Genomic DNA, 17,843 nt, shown 5'->3' with positions numbered 1-17,843 from the left:
TCACCTTCCACGTTGGGTCGTTCTACCGCCCCCTGCGTCACAGGTACACCCGTAGCACCTCTATAAAATTCGTTGATTTATTGAGCCAATTTCAACGCAAGGTCCATGATGCTGCCGCATTTCGACCATGTGACTGCCTCGCCCTCCCACGACCCTAAAGATCGACGACTGTTTTTTGGTCCTGGGGGGGGACCACACATGTCAGACATCACTTTGGTTACTTACCTCAGCAATGGGGCTGAGTTCGCGTATTCGCACATCACGGATCTGTCCTTAATGACAGTAGATGGGGTGCAGGTGCTTTACAGCACAACCCAATACGACGGGCTCTTGAACGGATGGGATATTACCGGGACGGTCCCGTCGCTGATCGACAGCTTCGCGCTCGACGGTGGGGATATTGCGGGCAACACAGCGACGATAGCTGCCGTACAAACAGGTAGCGGCATCACGATCCTAAGCGGGGGCGCCGCCGGTGGCACCTTGCAAACCGTAACCCTTGATACAGGTGGGGCCTTTGATGGGACCTCAGCGCTGGGCGGGGTTAGCTTTTCCGGGTTTCAGGAAATTACGATGATCACCCTGAGTTCTGGGGCACAGATCGCCTATGGTGGCATCGCGGGTGCCGCAGGAATAGGACAAATCACGTTTGACGCGACTGGTGTCATGACGACACATGCGCAATTGACTGGGACCCCGGGCAGTTATGTTGATCAGATATCGGCGACGGCCGCAGTCAATATTGGCGGTCAAGACCTGCTTCTGACGGCAAGTGGTGTGGACAACGGGATTAGTAGTTGGTTGGTCGATGCGACGGGCGCGTTGACCTTGGCACAAAACCTTGGCACCATCGAAAACCTTTGGGTATCTGCGCCTACGGTTATGGCGACCGCGCTTGTGGGAGGCACAAATTATGTATTACTCGGCGCGGCCGGAAGCGGCAGTATCAGCGTGATGGAAATCGACGCCAGCGGGCAGATGATTATCCGCGACCATGTGCTGGATACCTTAGATACCCGGTTTGACGGGATCACAGCCCTAGAGACCGTAACCCACAACGGGCAGACATATGTTATCGCGGGCGGGGCTGATGACGGTATCACCGTATTCACATTGCTTGAAGGCGGGCAATTGGTAAAGCGCGCGCATATCGCCGACACCACCGCAATGGGGCTTGATGATATCAGCGCAATTGCAGTGGCCGGAACCGGCGATGGGCTTGATATTTATGTCGCAAGCAGTAGCGAAATTGGCCTAACCAAATTGCGATATGACATCGGTGCTGCCGGGATCACGACCACCGCCACGCTTGCGGGCGGGATCCTTGCCGGCACGGCCGGCGCTGATATTTTGCAAGGGCACAACGGCGCTGATGATCTGCTAGCCGGCGCTGGCGATGACATTTTGCGTGATGGCGATGGCAACGATACGATGACCGGCGGGGCGGGTGCGGATGTATTTATCCTCTCTTCTGATGGCATGGACGACACAATTACCGACTTCACTTTGGGCGAAGACACTATTGATCTGTCAAATTGGACGATGCTGCGTGACATCAACCAACTGACCATGACCATTATCGCAAACGGTGTCGAAATCAGATATGGCGATGAGCTGCTGACGATCTATAGTGATGATGGGAACCCAATTGACTATCGCGCATTCACCAATGCTGATTTGATCGGGCTGACCCGCATTCCAGATAGCGCGACACCAGGCTACCCGGGTCCCGCCACCCCGCCACCTGATCCGCCCCCCTCATCTCCCCCTGTTATAGATACCGGCGTCATGGATCCATTGGCCGGCACAGCGTTGATCGCAGATGGAAACAGTGACGACCTGCGTGACGCATTTGATGGGGCATCCAGCCCCGGCCCCACCGATGGCACCGCAACCGATGACCTTATTACAGGGACAGCAGGGGATGACACGATCAACGGCGGTGACGGGCGCGACGTGATTATGGCGGGAGGTGGAAACGACACCGTAACTGGCGGTGCTAGTGATGACACGCTTATGGGGCGTGGAGGTGATGACGTTTTGGAAGGCGATGCCGGTGCTGACATGCTGCTAGGCGGCGCAGGCGATGACGCCATCTCTGGTGGGAGCGGGCAAGACGTTCTGCGCGGCGGTGACGGGAATGACACGATCAGCGGCGGGGCAGGTGACGATATTCTTTATGGCGATGCTGGCGCGGATGAATTTATCTTTGAAAGCGGCAACGATGTGATCGCAGATTTCACACAAGGCGAAGACCATATTACGCTTGATGCGGGTCTTTGGACCGGGCTCACATCTGCGGCCGACCTTTTGCTGATCTATGGGACGCTTAATGGAACGCAAATGATCATCGACTTTGGGGATGGCGATGTATTGACCATTGAAAACGTGACTGATGCCACCACGCTCGCGGATGACATCAGTCTTTTCTAAGAGAGTCAGTTCACCAGTGAGGCGATATTTTGTCCCAGACTAAAGACCGTCAAAGCGGGCCCAAGCGCGCTTTCGGTGCCATAGATCAAATCATCATCTTGGATGATAAATTTGCCCGCCGAAAACAGCCCATCCGCTGACGTCAGATCCATCGTAAACACCACACGAGCCTGCGCAGGGCCTGTCATATCTTCGCGCACTGCGTCGGCATCATATTCACGCATGATCAAAATGCCCTTAGGGTTCGCCGTACCTGCACTAACCCCACCGATCGTCGCCATCGCCTCAAGCGCTGTCATGTCTTGGCCTGCAATTTGATGCACGGCTTGAGACCCGGTTGCCCCAAGCGATAGAAAATTGCGGTCGTCACCAATAATCATCACGCGGTCCCCGCCACGCATAGTCGTGTTCAGCGCGGGCTCTTCCATCAACCGTTTCAGCGACACGCCATAGGTGCGCCCAGCGCGGATCAGCCGCACCTGCGGGTTCAGAAGCGACGGGTCAGCGCCCCCGGCAAGCGACAAAAGTTCCAGCAACTTAAAGTTCCGATCCGGCAGTTCATAAAGCCCCGGCGCGCCAAAACCTGTCATCAGATTGGCCATGTTCGCGCGGCCGGGAAGGACGATCAGTTGCACCTGCGCCGATGGGATCGTGCGGCTTAGCTCTTCTTCGATACGCGCCCGCGCTGTCATTTCCGACATGCCGGAAACCTGCATATCGCCGATGTAAGGGACAAAAATGCGCCCGTTGGCACCAACTTTGGTATCTTGCAATGGTGTGACACGCTGCCCAGTCCCGGCCAAAAGCGAGTTTTCTTCAGCGTCCCATATTGTTAGCTGAACGGTATCGCCCGGCGCGATAATCAGCGATGCAGGCTGTTCTTGGCTCGCGATCCAAGGAAAAGACTGCACATCGCGATTAGGCCATGCATTGATCACCGGCAATGTTTCACGGGTGACCGCGACAACTTCGAAATCATAGACGGCTTCTTCGCCCTCTTCGCGGTTGCCTGCGTTGGATGCGGCCAACACTTCGGATTGAAACCCAGCCCCGCGCGGCAGGCTACAGCCAGCAGTCAATAGACATAATCCCAGTACGGCAATGCGCAGCATCAATAACGGCATGCTTACTCCCTCAGACGGCCGCAAATTACGCGTGCGGCATCAATTTTCTTTACGACTACCTGAAATCTTCATGAAAGCAGAGCAGAAAATATGGAAAATTGCAGAGTGATGCAATGCCGCATAACGCGACCGCGCCCGACACAAGCTACCCGCTGATTGCATCGCTTAGAAATCGACTGCAATCCCTTTGCGTTCCCAATCGCCAAAACGCACGGGCTCCGGCCCATCTCGTCCACCCAACTCAGTCGGCAAACCGTCTTTCCCAGCAGCTTTGCGGCGGGCTTCGGCCTCTGCAAGGGCGCGCTGGGCAGGGGTTGTTTGGTCGGAAGGCTGGTCGGACATTTGAACTCTCCTTGTCGGCGGCATGGCTTTGATATACCCCGCTTGCACCCAGCATCAAGAGATACCCAATGAACCAAACAGGTCTGCCTGCCCGACGTACCGCGCATCATTTGATGATGCAAATCACGACCGAAGGTCGCCTGATGGCCGAGTTGATCGCAGGCGGCGCACTTGCACAGCTTGCCAATGACGACCGCGCCCGTGCGCAACGCTTGGCCACAGATGCCTTGCGCGGCTTGGACCGTGCAGATCGGATGCTGAAACCCTATCTAAAAAAGACGCCACCTGACCATGTGCTGAATGCCCTGCGCCTTGGTGTGATTGAGCTGTGCGGTGGTGAGGCAGCACATGGCGTTGTGAACGCTTATGTTGAAATTGTGGGCCGCAACAAACGCACCCAATCGATGAAGGGGCTGACCAACGCGGTGCTACGTAAAATCGCAGCCGAAGGCCCCGATGGCTGGCATAAACGCGCAGTACCGCTGACACCGGGCTGGCTACGTCAGCCTTTGGTTGCAGCATGGGGCCGTGACGCGGTTGTTGCGATGGAGGCCACGCATTTTGGCGGCGCACCGCTGGATCTGAGCCCCAAGGCCGATGCACAGGCCGTTGCCGATGCGACGGGTGGCCAGGTGCTGGCCACCGGATCAGTGCGGATCATGAACGCGGGCCAAGTATCCACCCTGCCCGGCTACGACGCTGGCGATTGGTGGGTGCAGGATGCAGCGGCCGCAGTTCCGGTCAAGCTTTTAGGCGATGTCGCGGGCTTAAAGGTATTGGACCTCTGCGCCGCACCGGGCGGCAAAGCCATGCAACTGGCTGCCGCAGGCGCGGATGTGACTGCAGTAGACCTGTCATCACGGCGCATGGATAGGGTCACTGAAAACCTGACACGCGTCGGTCTCAAGGCACGCACGGTAACCAGCGATGCCTTTGCATTCACTGAAGATGGCTTTGACGCGATCATTCTGGATGCACCCTGTTCGGCAACAGGCACAATCCGGCGGCACCCTGACCTGCCTTATGCCAAAGACGGCTCTGAATTTGGCGCATTGATTGACCAACAAGAAACCATGATTGATCACGCGCTGACCCTGCTTAAACCCGGCGGGCGATTGGTATTTTGCACCTGCTCACTGCTACCCGACGAAGGCGAAGTGCAGATCGAAGAGGCGCTCTCGCGTCACCCGAACCTTAGCGTTGAACGGCCCGTTGCACCCGGCATTGACCCTACATGGATCAGCGACGAGGGCGGGCTTCGCCTGCGGCCCGACTATTTCGCCGATTTGGGCGGAATGGATGGATTTTATATGGCTGTGCTGCGTAAAGCAGTATGAATATCCTCGCGATCTCAGGCAGTACACGGGTAGAATCAACAAATACTGCTCTGCTGCGCGGTCTCTCTAGGATTGCACCCGCATCCACCACAGTCAACGTCTATGACCAATTGGCGACGTTGCCCGTTTTTTCGACTGACTTAGATGCGCAGCCGCCGTTAGCAATTACAAATTTCAAACGACTAGCCGTCGATGCCGACGGGATCATCTTTGCAAGCCCTGAATACGTACGCAGCCTGCCAGGTGGATTGAAGAACGCGATTGATTGGCTGGTCTCTGGCGACGCAATTATTGCAAAGCCAATGGCGATTTTGCACGCATCCCATCGCGGTGACGACATGCTAGACGCATTACGGATAGTGCTTGCCACTGTTAGTAGCGGCTTTTCAACTGATATATTCGCTCGGTTTTCTTTGATCGGAAAAACCCCAACGCAGGTAGCGGATATTATGTCAGACCCTCAAAACGCCGCCCACTTGGCCACATTCTTAAATGAGTTCACAGCCTTGGCAAAACCGCGCGCACCTTCATAAGTTTGCATGACTTGGCACCATCGTCGCATCGAATATTTTTAATGCACCCCGCGCACGTCGAAGTTCACACGAACCTTCTTGATGATATTCCCGCTGGCCACGTCTGATCGATTAAATCAGATAGCCCAAAAACAAATCACCCGAACGTCTGCGGACGCCCGGGTAATTGAACGGTTCATAATCAGTTGGATCAGAACTGGTAATCTAGCATCAAGCTTAGGCCGACGGTTTTCAAATCATCTTCGCCCAGACCATCAACAAAGGCACTCAGCCCAGCATTCAACCCAGCGCCATTGGAATAATTCACGCCTGCATCGATCCGGCCACGCCAGCCATTATAATTGCCAATGGCAGATGACGAATCGGCATCACCAACGGTATCCGACCAGATGCCTGACAGCCCCCCGACGAGCACCAAATCATGCGAAAGCATCGGTTTTTCAAAGTCCACCCCAAGGGCAACCTCGGTTTGTTCAATATCCTGAGAGTCGATATCAACACTGTTGCTGTCCGTATAGGCATCCTGCGTATCGCGCACATGACTGGCAGAGATGATCGGGAACATTGTGAAATGTTCCATTTCAACACGGCCTTGCAAGTTCAGCATGGCCAACCAACGTTCACCGTCAAAACTGTCAGTTGCATCGCCATCGGGTGTGAATTCGTTATCGGTTTTACCATAAAGCAGACGCCCATCCAAAAACAGCGGGTGTTCAGAAATTTGCGCGGCGAAATACGGCCCGACCAGCCAACCTTTGCCCTCGGCTTTATCTCCGTTAGAAAAATCCTGCTCTGCCCAATCCATTTGCAACATGGCACCAACGATGGTGTTTTCGCCAAACGACAGATGCGCACCAGCGGCCCCAAGGAAATAGCTTTGGTCGTTGCCTTCTTCAAATTCCGTGGCGCTGCCGGTCAGGGTTGCCCAGACAGGCCCACGCGCCGCAGAGGCAAAATCAATGCTGCCTGCACCTTGGGTTACATCTGCATTAAGACGTCCACCAGCGCGGCCATCGACAAAACGCGCCACGTCGGGCTGGTTTTGCACGAGCGCACGCGCGCGGTTTTCCATGAAACTTGCGATCTGTTCCTCTGCCGCAGGGCCAGTTACGCCATCATAAGTGATGGTACCGCTGACAACGAAGCTCACACCGCTAGGGCTACCGTTGTACGACCCACACAATCCACTAGTTACTTCGCTTGATCCTTGGAAAGTGATGTCGAGCTGGCCATCCGCAATGAGCGGCGCAAGCGTGGCCTGATCAACAATCAGGCTTTGGTTTACCGCATTATTACACTGATCTCCTGTAGGGCCAACCACACCGACATTCACACCATCCAAAAACACGGTCAGCGTTTCTGCTACAATTGAGCCGCCGCCAGCATAATCCAAATCGCCAAAGAGGCTCAGGTCAAGCGTGGCATCCCCATTGGTTCCAGTCGGCAAACCAGTGAGCGTCGTGATTGCAGAACCGCCGCTGACTGTGCTGTGAACCTGCGGAATGCTCACCGATTGCGCGTGCGCCGCTGTTGCGGCCAACAACAATGGTGCCGCGAGCATCCCAAATTTTTTGCTAATCTTTGTAGCTTGAACGCCGCGCGTAAACTCAGGCATCGAAGCCTTGTCGAAAATCTTCATATCTCTTCCAATCGTTAACTAGACAACAAGCGAATTATCTACCAACCATCGGGCAACATTCAATAAAGTATCACATATTTTGAAACCCTGACTGGCCGCCGTGCAACAGGGCAACAGTGTATTTTCCACCCTACCATCGCCCCAAAGTAGAAACGCAGCCTTGTCCGCGCAGCGCCCATTGACCGACGCTTTGGCAAAACCACGCCCAAGCGCAGAAGTTTTCGTGACTTGGTTACAATGATTTCCTATCGTGCCCCAAGTACGAGTAACCAAGGCGGCGTAGCATTGGCAAACGCGACCACATGGCGGGATCGCCGGACCAGATTTATGCACCGGGTGCACGCGCGCAGGGCGGCGCGGCGCAATCTGCCTATTGGCTTTGTAACGACACCTGATCCGCGTTCAATTGGCGTTGTCGGACGTGGACGGCAGTTGATTACCGGCAATTTCCTCTTTTCAGGACAGTATATCGAAGCGCCGCGGCTTTCGATTTGGGATATCGCTGATAAACACCCCGAAATCGCGGAGGAAATTCACGGCGCTGCCTGGGTGGATGATCTGGTAGCGGTCGGCGACGATAAGGCGCGTAGCCGGACACAGGATTGGGTTTACGACTGGATCAAACGCTATGGCGACGGACGCGGCAACGGCTGGACGCCAGATATTGCGGGTCGCCGCCTGACACGTTGGATCAATCACGGGCCGTTTATTCTGCGCGGCCAAGACACCCCTGTCGCTGACCAATTTATGCTAACTTTGGCGCAACAGACCCTATTTTTGGCCAACCGTTGGCATACAATGTCCCATGGATTGGCACGGTTCGAGGCGCTTAGCGGGCTGATCTATGCCGGGTCGATGCTGACACAGATGAAGGATCATGTCGGCCCGGCAGCCGACGCACTCGCAAAGGCTTGCATGGATGAAATCAGCCCCGGTGGCGCGATCACCACACGTAACCCAGAAGAATTGCTGGAAATCCTCGTACTACTCAATTTGGCGGTACAATCGCTGACCGAAACACAGCAGAAGCTTCCACGTGAAATTCCTTTGGCGATTGAGCGCATCGTACCCACACTGCGGGCCTTGCGCCATAGTGATGGCAGCCTCACCCGGTTTCACGGGGGCGGTTCCGGCCTTGAAGGGCGGTTGGACCAAGCATTTGCAAATGCGGCGGTCAGAGCGACGCCGGATGCTGGGCTGCATATGGGGTTTGCAAAACAAACGGGCGGACGCACTTCGCTGATCGTCGATGCTGCGGCGCCGCCTTTCGGGGCCGCATCCGCAAAGGGGCATGCAAGCACGCTCGGGTTTGAACTTACCTCAGGTCGCCGTCCAATTATCGTCAACAGCGGATCCGGCGCCCGGTTTGGCCGCGAATGGCGGCGGGCCAGCCGTGCGACCGCCAGCCATTCCACACTTGGGATCGAAGGGCTGTCATCCTCACAACTGAACCCACAGGGCAAATGGCTGATAGAGACCCCAAGCACCGTGCGGTTTAACGCCCCGACAACCGATGGCGTTCGCCAGATCGAGGTATCCCAAAATGGGTACCAACCCAGCCATGGCCTAACCCATGCCCGCATCCTAAAACTAGCGATCGATGGGCGGCAACTCACCTGCGAAGACTTGCTTGCCACGCTTGATGAACAAGACAACGCGCAGTTTGACAGCGCGCGCGGGGACGATGGAATCCCCTATAATATTCGGTTCCACCTGCATCCTGATGTCGCAGCCACGCAGGACGGGGAATCTATCTATCTCGCCCTTAAATCCGGCGAAACATGGGTGTTTAGCCACGATGGGGTCGCGGATTTGTCGATTGCGCCCTCGGTTTACCTGCAAAATGGCCGTTTAAGGCCAATAGGCACACATCAAGTGGTTTTATCTGGGCGCGCAATGTCCTATGCGACACGCGTCCGTTGGTCATTGGCCAAGGCACAAGACACGCCAACGGCTGTGCGTGATCTTGTCCAAACCGACCTTGCGGACGATGTGGAATATACACCTGGGGACTTTGAATGACCGACCTTGCACCACTGCGCCGCGCGCTGCTTTCTGTATCTGACAAAACCGGATTGGTTGATCTGGCCCGCGCCCTTGCCGATCGTGGCGTCGAATTGCTATCCACTGGTGGATCAGCCGCCGCTTTGCGCGACGCAGGGCTTGAAGTACGTGATGTCGCGGATGTCACAGGTTTCCCGGAAATGATGGACGGTCGGGTGAAAACGCTGCACCCGGTTGTGCATGGCGGCCTTTTGGCGCGCCGCGATTTGGATAGCCACCGCGACGCGATGGTCGAACATAATATTGGGCCAATCGATCTGCTGGTTGTGAACCTTTACCCGTTTGAGGAAACCGTGGCCAAAGGCGGCGATTACGCAGCCTGCATCGAAAACATTGATATCGGCGGCCCTGCGATGATCCGCTCCGCCGCGAAAAACCACGCCTTTGTGACTGTTGTCACCGACGTCGAAGATTACGCCGCTGTATTGGCCGAACTTGACGCGAACGACGGTCAAACCACAATGGCGTTGCGCCAAAAACTTGCCCAAACTGCCTATGCCCGCACCGCCGCATATGACACTGCTGTCAGCACATGGATGGCAAATGCGATTGGCCAAAATGAACCGCGCCGCCGGTCGTTCACAGGTACGTTCAAACAGACGATGCGCTACGGTGAAAACAGCCACCAGTCTGCGGCGTTCTACACCGACGGCACCGACCGCCCCGGCGTGGCGACAGCAACGGTCCACCAAGGCAAGGCGCTGTCGTACAACAACATCAATGACACTGACGCCGCGTTTGAGTTGGTCGCGGAATTTGACCCCGCCGAAAGCCCAGCGGTTGCCATCATCAAACATGCCAACCCATGTGGCGTGGCGCGTGGCGCAACATTGCTTGAAGCCTATCAAAACGCGTTCAACTGTGACCGCACATCTGCCTTTGGCGGGATCGTAGCATTGAACCAGCCTTTGGACGAAGAAACCGCCAAGGCAATTGTCGAGATTTTTACCGAAGTCGTGATTGCGCCGGGCGCATCCGATGCGGCGAAAGCCGTGTTCGCGGCCAAGAAAAACCTGCGCCTTTTGACCACAGATGCGCTGCCTGATGTTACCACACCAATCACAACTTACCGTCAGGTTGCGGGTGGGATGCTCGTGCAGGACAAAGACACCGGCTATGTCGGTATGGATGATCTGAAGGTTGTGACCAAAGTTGCCCCAACAGATGATCAAATGGCCGACCTGCTGTTTGCATGGAAGGTCGCGAAACACGTCAAATCCAACGCAATTGTCTATGTCAAAGACAAGGCAACAGTTGGCGTCGGTGCTGGGCAAATGTCACGTCTGGACTCTGCGTTGATTGCCGCAAAGAAATCAGAACGCATGGCCGAAGCCATGGGCCTGCCACAACCGCTGACTATCGGATCAGCCGTGGCATCCGATGCATTCTTCCCATTCGCTGATGGTCTGCTCGAAGCGGCCGCCGCCGGTGCGACCTGTGTGATTCAGCCGGGTGGCTCTATGCGCGACGACGAAGTTATCGCCGCAGCCGATGAGGCCGGAATCGCGATGGTCTTCACCGGCATGCGCCACTTTAAACACTAAGGGGCGGCTCATGCGTCTGACGTTCTGGACCGGGATTGTCGTGGTATTGCTAGACCAAGCCAGCAAATACTATGTCGTGCATTGGCTCGGTCTGGGGAACCCAGGCCAGGGCAAGATCGAGGTGTTTCCGCCATATCTTGAATTTCAGATGGCATGGAATCGCGGCGTGAACTTTGGGCTCTTTTCCGGGTTTGATATGCGCTGGGTTCTGATCGGATTGGCGATTGTCATTTCAATCGCCGTGTTGTGGTGGCTGCGCAAAAATGGCGGATCGAAATGGGTCTACCTGTCAGCCGGGTTGTTGGTCGGCGGCGCGATTGGGAACGTCATTGACCGTATCTTTTATGAAGCGGTCGCGGATTTCTTGAATATGTCGTGCTGCGGGATCAACAATCCTTATTCCTTTAACATCGCGGATGTTGCGATCTTTATTGGGGCAATTGGGCTTGCGTTTTTCGGCGAAGATGCCAAATCTAAACCCAAGAAGAAGAGCACGTGACCTTGTCGCGGGCTTGGGGTACAAGACCCCGACATTACCAATGGGTGCTTTTATGCGAGCAATGATTTTATCAGTTCTAGCCTTGGTCACGCTCGCGGCCTGCGGCAATACGGAACGTTCCTTGCGCGACATGCGGACAACGGATGGCGGACCCGACGAATTTTCGGTCATTCCCGCGCAGCCGCTAGCATTGCCTGAAACATTGGCGCTTGTGACACCCACACCCGGTGGTGCGAACCTTGCTGACCCCACACCCAAAGCCGATGCGATTGCGGCGCTTGGTGGCAATCGTGCCGTGCAACTGGCTGGCGGTATCCCAGCAAGCGATTCCGGCCTGATCGCACAAGTGACGCGCTATGGCGTGGACGCCGACATTCGTGCCAACTTGGCCGAACGCGATGCGACCGCACGCCGACGCAAGCAAGCGTCAAACGTGTTCAACCCATTGAACCGTGACCGGTACTTCCCTCTCTACGCGGGGCAAGCATTGGATGCAGATGCAGAGTTGGCGCGACTTGCAGCGCTTGGCGTTCTTGTTCCAAACGCGCCAGCGGCGGAATAAAACATTCCTTCACAACCGCGTATGGCGGCTTGAACATCGCGGGTCCTAGCGTCAGTTTACGCCTGAGCTAACCAAAAAGGGTTCCGATGAAACATTTGCTTACCGCTATGGCGATAATCACCGCAACGACTGCCGCGCAGGCACAAGAGGTGACAACCTTTGATCTTGATAACGGCATGGAAGTCGTCGTGATCGAAGACCACCGCGCGCCTGTTGCCGTGCATATGGTGTGGTACAAGATCGGATCAGCCGACGAACCCGAAGGCACATCAGGTATTGCGCATTTCTTCGAACATTTGATGTTCAAGCAAACGGATGTGCTGGCATCTGGTGAGTTTTCAGCGACTGTTGCGGCGAATGGCGGTAGTGATAACGCCTTTACCAGCTACGATTACACGGCCTATTTCCAACGCATCGCAGCGGATCGTCTGGAACTAATGATGCAGATGGAAAGCAATCGGATGACCGATCTGGCGCTCACCGCTGAAAATATCGAAACCGAACGCAATGTGATCCTTGAGGAACGCAATCAACGTACCGAAAACAATCCCAACGCCTTGGCCAGTGAACAGTTCAACGCCGCCCTGTTCCAAAACCACCGTTACGGCGTGCCGATCATCGGCTGGAAACACGAGATGGAGCAGCTTGAACTCGAAGATGCCGTCGCGTTTTATGACCTTTACTACGCGCCCAATAATGCGATTTTGGTAGTTGCAGGTGACGTGGACCCAGACGAGGTGCGCGCGCTCGCCGAAACCCATTACGGTGTGATCCCTGCAGAGCCAAACTTACCCGAGCGCGTCCGCCCGCAAGAGCCGCCACAACGCGCCGAACGCCGCATTACCTATACTGATCCACGCGTCAGCCAACCCTATCTTAGCCGCAGCTATCTTGCCCCGGAACGCAACCCCGGCGCCCAAGAAGAAGCCGCAGCGCTAACTTACCTTGCCGAACTCTTGGGGGGGTCGTCATTCACCTCGGACCTTGGCACAGCGTTGCAATTCGACACGCAAACTGCACTTTATACTAATGCGTCCTATAGCGGTAATTCACTAGATACAGGTGTTTTCCGGGTCGCTGTTGTCCCCGCCTCCGGCGTCACATTGTCCGAAGCCGAAGCCGCTATGGATCAAGTCATCGCTGATTTCATGGAAAACGATATTGACCCGGCGCGGCTCGACAGTATCCGCACGCAGCTACATGCCGCTGGGGTTTACGCATTGGATAACACCCAAGGGCTCGCGCGGCGCTATGGCGCGGCGCTTAGCCAAAGTCTGACAGTTGCCGACGTGCAAGCATGGCCCGACATCCTGCAATCTGTCACCGAAGAAGATATCAAAGCCGCCGCCGCCAAGGTATTCAATCGCGATCAAGCCGTCACAGGTTGGGTTGTCGCAAGCCAAGAGGACGCCCGCTAATGCTGCGTAAACTGATTGCAATTGCACTGTGTGTGTTCGCCAGTACGGCCCGTGCCGAACTTGACATCATCGAGATCACATCTCCCGGTGGGGTTAATGCTTGGGTCGTCGAAGAACCCAGCATTCCATTTGTCGCGCTTGAGATCCGGTTTCGTGGCGGTACCTCGCTAGACTTGCCTGGCAAACGCGGTGCAACCAATCTAATGATGGGACTGCTTGAAGAAGGGGCGGCCGATATGACCGCCCAAGAATTCCAAACAGCACGCGAAGCCTTGGCCGCAAGCTATGGGTTCTCTGCATCGGATGATTCCGTTGGCATTTCAGCCCAGTTTCTGACCGAAAACCAAGATGCAGCACTGGAACTTTTGCGTCAGGCGCTGACCGCACCAACATTTGACCAAGACGCCATCGACCGGGTCCGCGCGCAGGTTCTGGCGAATATAGCTTCCGAAGAAAAAAGCCCAAATAGCATCGCAAGCGCTGCGTTTAACGCCGCTGCATTTGGCGATCACCCTTACGGCACCAATAGCGACGGCACCGTGGACAGCGTCAACGCGCTGACCCAAACGGACATGATCGCGGCCCATGCAAATGCGCTTACACGTGACAATATCTATGTGTCTGTCGTGGGGGATGTGACCGCCTCACAGGTCGGCGCTATGCTTGATACCTTGCTGGGTGACCTGCCCGATCAAGGGGTAGATATGCCCGATGATATCGTCTTTGACCTTGCTGGCGGAACGACCGCTATCGACTATGCGACCCCACAAGCCGTCGCCTATTTCGGGCACGCGGGCCTGAAACGTGACGACCCTGATTTCTTTGCTGCCTATATCCTGAACCATGTTTTAGGTGCCGGGGGCTTTGAATCGCGGCTGATGCATGAGGTGCGTGAAAAGCGTGGACTGACATATGGGATCGGCACCTATTTGGTCCCCAAATTTCACGCGGAAATGATGATCGGGACTGTTGCATCATCTAATGCGACCATCGCCGAAGCGATCAGCGTCACCCGTGATGTCTGGGCTGACACCGCTGTAAACGGGATTACAGATGCGGAACTAACAGCGGCTAAAACCTATCTGACTGGGGAATATCCCCTGCGCTTTGATGGTAACAGCGATATCGCGAACATCATGGTAGGCATGCAAATGATCGATCTCTCGCCGGACTATGTGACCAATCGCAATGATTTCATTGATGCCGTCACATTGGACGACGTGAACCGAGTCGCCGCAGAATTGCTCGCCCCTGATGATCTACATTTCGTTGTCGTCGGGCAACCCGAAGGCCTGTTAACCACGTCAAACTGATCGTAAATCTGCTCTCGTAGAATCGCGCGGAAATGCTATAGTTTGTGGCATGGCCATTTCAGACCCCCAGATAAAGCCCCGTCCGGTGATCCGGCAGCTTGACGACGCGGCAATCAATCGGATTGCGGCAGGTGAGGTGTTGGAACGCCCCGCCTCTGCTGTCAAAGAGCTGGTCGAAAACGCTGTTGATGCCGGGGCAACCCGCATTGAGGTGGTGATCGCCGATGGCGGCAAAACCCTGATCCGGGTCACTGACAACGGTTGCGGCATCGCCGCAGATGATCTGCCTTTAGCCTTGTCACGCCACGCCACATCTAAAATTGACGGGTCTGACCTACTGAATATCCATTCCTTTGGTTTTCGCGGCGAAGCATTACCATCACTTGGCGCAGTTGGCCGCCTTTCAATCACATCACGCGTTAGCGATTTCGATGCTGCAACAATCAGCGTTGCAGGCGGAAAAATGGGCGCGGCTCGCCCAGCGGCATTGTCATCTGGCACTGTGGTTGAACTGCGCGACATGTTTTACGCGACCCCCGCACGGCTTAAATTTCTGCGCACCGACCGCGCCGAAGCCCAAGCCATTAGTGATGTCGTCAAACGCCTTGCGATGGCGGAGCCGTTCATCACCTTTATCCTGCGCGATGCATCCAAAGGTGACACACGCACCACATTTCGCGCAGACGCGCAAAGCGGCGATATGTTTGACGCACTGCATGGGCGGCTGCAAACTGTTTTAGGTCGCGAATTTGCGGAAAACGCGCTTGCCATCGATACAGAACGCGAGGGGTTCCACTTGAGCGGATACGCCGCGTTGCCGACCTATTCGCGCGGCGCCGCAATTGCACAATTTTTGTTTGTGAACGGGCGTCCGGTGCGTGATAAAATGCTGCTTGGCGCGTTGCGGGCTGCATATATGGATGTGTTGTCGCGCGACAGACATCCGGTTGCCGCACTTTTTGTGGACTGCGACCCGACGCTTGTCGACGTCAACGTTCACCCGGCCAAATCCGAGGTCCGTTTTCGCGAACCCGGCATTGTGCGCGGATTGATCGTATCGGGGCTGCGCCATGCGCTTGCCGATGCCGGGCATCGGGCGTCAACGACTGTGGCAACTGCGACGCTAGGCGCGATGCAGCCGCAGCCAACCGAACCTCGTGTTTACCAAATGGATCGTCCCAGCTTTAGCGCGCGGTCCATGACATTTCAGGCCCAAGCGCCGGGTTTCCAGGAAGCCCAATCAGCCCGGATCGAACCCGTGATCGAGAACGAACCCGCGCACCTACCGCTTGGCGCGGCGCGCGCACAGGTACATGAAAACTATATTATCGCGCAAACTGAAAACGGCATCGTGATTGTTGATCAACATGCAGCACACGAACGGCTAGTTTACGAAAAACTCAAAACACAGATGACAGAAAACGGGGTGGCCGCGCAGGCGCTGTTGATTCCCGAAATTGTTGAACTGTCAGACGGCGACGCCGCAATGATCCTATCCATTGCCGATGATCTATCACGCCTTGGACTGACCATCGAACCTTTTGGCGGCGGTGCCATTGCCGTACGCGAAACCCCCGCGATTTTAGGTGAAATCAACGCGACCGCCATGATCAAAGACATCGTTGATGAGCTGTCCGACCAGGGCGATAGCGCCAGCGTCAAAGCCAAAATCGATGCAATTCTTAGCCGGGTTGCTTGCCACGGGTCCATCCGATCGGGCCGCCGGATGCAAGGCCCAGAGATGAATGCGCTTTTGCGTGAAATGGAAGCCACCCCGCTCGCCGGGCAATGCAACCACGGGCGTCCCACGTATGTGGAATTGAAATTGTCCGACATTGAACGGTTGTTCGGGCGCACATGATCCAGATTGGCGATCAGGTTTACGCGTTTAACGATCCGTTGGTGATTGGGGTGCTGGCGGCAATCGCGGCCACGTTTGTTATTCTGACCTTACTGATCACAACCGCGCGCCGCGCCGGACGGTCTGCGGATGCCGTCAGCAGCATCGCCCAACAAGTTGGGCAATTGTCACAAAACGTGGTGGCCCTTGGCCAAGGCCAAAGCCAGTTGGCGGGCAATATTCAAACGGTCAGTGACGCCCAAGCCATCGCACAGGTACATGTGATCCAAACAATGGAAACGCGGCTGGCCGAAGTCCAAGAAAAAATGAAAGACACGCTAACCGGATCATCCGAAAAAACCACCAAAAGTCTGACACAGTTACAAGAACGGCTTGCAACCATCGATAAAGCGCAATCAAATATCGAAAAATTGTCAGGTGATGTGCTGTCCCTTCAAGACATCCTGTCGAACAAACAGCGGCGCGGCATGTTTGGCGAAATCCAACTCACCGATATCGTGTCAAAAGCCCTGCCCGCAGATAGCTACACGATGCAGGCAACCCTTTCGAACGGGAAACGCGCGGATTGCTTGATACATTTACCCAATCCGCCCGGCCCTATCGTCATTGACGCCAAGTTTCCGTTTGAAGCCTACGAGGCCTACGCCGCCGCCGAAACCAAAGACGATCAAGCCTATGCCCTGCGCGCGCTTGGGGCTGCGGTGCGGGTTCACATCAAAGCGATTTCCGAAAAGTACCTGATCGAAGGCGAAACCGCCGACGGCGCGCTGATGTTTCTTCCGTCGGAGGCCGTCTATGCCGAACTGCACGCGCGGCTTCCCGAAGTCGTGCGGGCCGGGTTTGACGCACGCGTCTGGATCGTATCACCAACAACCTGCATGGCCACGCTCAACACAATGCGCGCGATCCTCAAAGATGCGCGGATGCGGGAACAAGCGGGTGAAATTCGCAAAGCGCTGCGGCTATTGCACCGCGACGTCGGAATTATCTCTGAAAAAGCCAGCAAGCTCGAAACGCACCTGCGCCAAGCAGGCGAAGACGTGTCCGGCGTGCTCACCGCCGCCACCCGCGCCGGCAAACGCGCAGATCGGTTAGATAACTTTGATTTCGAAGATTTAGAACAAACGCCAAGTGTTGTGGCATTACCCGGCGACACCAAAGTCAGCTAGTCTTG

At 55.8% G+C, this 17,843-nt stretch carries 14 protein-coding genes; 11 read left to right on the top strand and 3 right to left on the bottom strand.

Features of this window, described 5'->3' with window-relative positions:
- Positions 1-198 precede the first annotated feature (198 nt).
- A complete protein-coding gene (locus DS901_RS00405; protein ID WP_113774951.1) occupies positions 199-2,433 on the top strand; it encodes a calcium-binding protein in 2,235 nt (744 codons plus the stop codon).
- 5 nt (positions 2,434-2,438) lie between these two features.
- Here DS901_RS00405 and DS901_RS00400 read toward each other — a convergent pair whose 3' ends face one another.
- Both DS901_RS00400 and DS901_RS00395 read right to left on the bottom strand, forming a co-directional pair.
- Positions 2,439-3,557, bottom strand: a complete 1,119-nt coding sequence (locus DS901_RS00400; RefSeq protein WP_113774950.1) for a polysaccharide biosynthesis/export family protein — start codon at positions 3,555-3,557, stop codon at positions 2,439-2,441.
- A gap of 165 nt (positions 3,558-3,722) precedes the next feature.
- Positions 3,723-3,899: a DUF1674 domain-containing protein gene (locus DS901_RS00395; RefSeq protein ID WP_113774949.1), complete on the bottom strand. Its 177-nt coding sequence runs from the start codon at positions 3,897-3,899 to the stop codon at positions 3,723-3,725.
- A 68-nt stretch (positions 3,900-3,967) separates the two neighbouring features.
- Between DS901_RS00395 and DS901_RS00390 the strand changes: the two genes are divergently transcribed.
- Together DS901_RS00390 and DS901_RS00385 are read left to right on the top strand one after the other, a co-directional pair.
- Positions 3,968-5,236: an RsmB/NOP family class I SAM-dependent RNA methyltransferase gene (locus DS901_RS00390; protein ID WP_113774948.1), complete on the top strand. Its 1,269-nt coding sequence runs from the start codon at positions 3,968-3,970 to the stop codon at positions 5,234-5,236.
- On the top strand, positions 5,233-5,769 hold the full coding sequence (locus tag DS901_RS00385; RefSeq protein WP_113774947.1) for an NADPH-dependent FMN reductase: 537 nt from the start codon (positions 5,233-5,235) through the stop codon (positions 5,767-5,769). Before DS901_RS00390 ends, DS901_RS00385 begins: the two co-directional genes overlap by 4 nt.
- A 190-nt stretch (positions 5,770-5,959) precedes the next feature.
- On the opposite strand, the gene DS901_RS00380 is transcribed toward DS901_RS00385, so the two are convergent.
- A complete protein-coding gene (locus DS901_RS00380) occupies positions 5,960-7,408 on the bottom strand; it encodes an autotransporter outer membrane beta-barrel domain-containing protein (protein WP_113774946.1) in 1,449 nt (482 codons plus the stop codon).
- Positions 7,409-7,693: 285 nt separating this feature from the next.
- On the opposite strand from DS901_RS00380, the gene DS901_RS00375 reads away from it, so the two are divergent.
- The 8 genes from DS901_RS00375 to DS901_RS00340 all read left to right on the top strand — a co-directional run bounded on the left by DS901_RS00375 (position 7,694) and on the right by DS901_RS00340 (position 17,838).
- Complete coding sequence (locus tag DS901_RS00375; protein ID WP_309472518.1) at positions 7,694-9,430, top strand: heparinase II/III family protein; 1,737 nt, start codon at positions 7,694-7,696, stop codon at positions 9,428-9,430.
- Positions 9,427-11,016: a bifunctional phosphoribosylaminoimidazolecarboxamide formyltransferase/IMP cyclohydrolase gene (gene purH, locus DS901_RS00370; protein WP_113774945.1), complete on the top strand. Its 1,590-nt coding sequence runs from the start codon at positions 9,427-9,429 to the stop codon at positions 11,014-11,016. Before DS901_RS00375 ends, purH begins: the two co-directional genes overlap by 4 nt.
- A 10-nt stretch (positions 11,017-11,026) precedes the next feature.
- A complete protein-coding gene (lspA, locus tag DS901_RS00365; protein ID WP_113774944.1) occupies positions 11,027-11,515 on the top strand; it encodes a signal peptidase II in 489 nt (162 codons plus the stop codon).
- A gap of 52 nt (positions 11,516-11,567) precedes the next feature.
- Positions 11,568-12,077, top strand: coding sequence for a DUF3035 domain-containing protein (locus tag DS901_RS00360; protein ID WP_258546610.1), 510 nt, complete (start codon positions 11,568-11,570; stop codon positions 12,075-12,077).
- Positions 12,078-12,163: 86 nt separating this feature from the next.
- Positions 12,164-13,495 carry a M16 family metallopeptidase gene (locus DS901_RS00355; RefSeq protein ID WP_113774942.1) on the top strand — a complete coding sequence of 444 codons (1,332 nt, stop codon included), beginning with the start codon at positions 12,164-12,166 and terminating at the stop codon, positions 13,493-13,495.
- Positions 13,495-14,808 (top strand): M16 family metallopeptidase, encoded by a 1,314-nt coding sequence (locus DS901_RS00350; RefSeq protein ID WP_113774941.1) that lies wholly within the window; start codon positions 13,495-13,497, stop codon positions 14,806-14,808. The genes DS901_RS00355 and DS901_RS00350 overlap by 1 nt, the downstream gene beginning before the upstream one ends.
- A gap of 49 nt (positions 14,809-14,857) precedes the next feature.
- Positions 14,858-16,669 (top strand): DNA mismatch repair endonuclease MutL, encoded by a 1,812-nt coding sequence (mutL, locus tag DS901_RS00345; protein WP_181820693.1) that lies wholly within the window; start codon positions 14,858-14,860, stop codon positions 16,667-16,669.
- Positions 16,666-17,838 carry a DNA recombination protein RmuC gene (locus DS901_RS00340; RefSeq protein WP_113774939.1) on the top strand — a complete coding sequence of 391 codons (1,173 nt, stop codon included), beginning with the start codon at positions 16,666-16,668 and terminating at the stop codon, positions 17,836-17,838. Before mutL ends, DS901_RS00340 begins: the two co-directional genes overlap by 4 nt.
- The last annotated feature ends 5 nt before the right edge of the window (positions 17,839-17,843 follow it).

Source organism: Loktanella sp. D2R18, assembly GCF_003318235.1.
Classification (GTDB): domain Bacteria; phylum Pseudomonadota; class Alphaproteobacteria; order Rhodobacterales; family Rhodobacteraceae; genus Yoonia.
This window is presented reverse-complemented; position numbering and strand designations above follow the sequence as displayed.

Bases quoted from the DNA above. Each gene is read 5' to 3' on its own strand.
- DS901_RS00360 (WP_258546610.1), top strand. From the start codon at position 11,568: ATGCGAGCAATGATTTTATCAGTTCTAGCCTTGGTCACGCTCGCGGCC.
- DS901_RS00405 (WP_113774951.1), top strand. From the start codon at position 199: ATGTCAGACATCACTTTGGTTACTTACCTCAGCAATGGGGCTGAGTTC.
- lspA (WP_113774944.1), top strand. From the start codon at position 11,027: ATGCGTCTGACGTTCTGGACCGGGATTGTCGTGGTATTGCTAGACCAA.
- DS901_RS00340 (WP_113774939.1), top strand. From the start codon at position 16,666: ATGATCCAGATTGGCGATCAGGTTTACGCGTTTAACGATCCGTTGGTG.
- DS901_RS00355 (WP_113774942.1), top strand. From the start codon at position 12,164: ATGAAACATTTGCTTACCGCTATGGCGATAATCACCGCAACGACTGCC.
- mutL (WP_181820693.1), top strand. From the start codon at position 14,858: ATGGCCATTTCAGACCCCCAGATAAAGCCCCGTCCGGTGATCCGGCAG.
- DS901_RS00400 (WP_113774950.1), bottom strand. From the start codon at position 3,557: ATGCCGTTATTGATGCTGCGCATTGCCGTACTGGGATTATGTCTATTG.
- DS901_RS00395 (WP_113774949.1), bottom strand. From the start codon at position 3,899: ATGTCCGACCAGCCTTCCGACCAAACAACCCCTGCCCAGCGCGCCCTT.
- DS901_RS00385 (WP_113774947.1), top strand. From the start codon at position 5,233: ATGAATATCCTCGCGATCTCAGGCAGTACACGGGTAGAATCAACAAAT.
- DS901_RS00390 (WP_113774948.1), top strand. From the start codon at position 3,968: ATGAACCAAACAGGTCTGCCTGCCCGACGTACCGCGCATCATTTGATG.
- purH (WP_113774945.1), top strand. From the start codon at position 9,427: ATGACCGACCTTGCACCACTGCGCCGCGCGCTGCTTTCTGTATCTGAC.
- DS901_RS00350 (WP_113774941.1), top strand. From the start codon at position 13,495: ATGCTGCGTAAACTGATTGCAATTGCACTGTGTGTGTTCGCCAGTACG.
- DS901_RS00380 (WP_113774946.1), bottom strand. From the start codon at position 7,408: ATGAAGATTTTCGACAAGGCTTCGATGCCTGAGTTTACGCGCGGCGTT.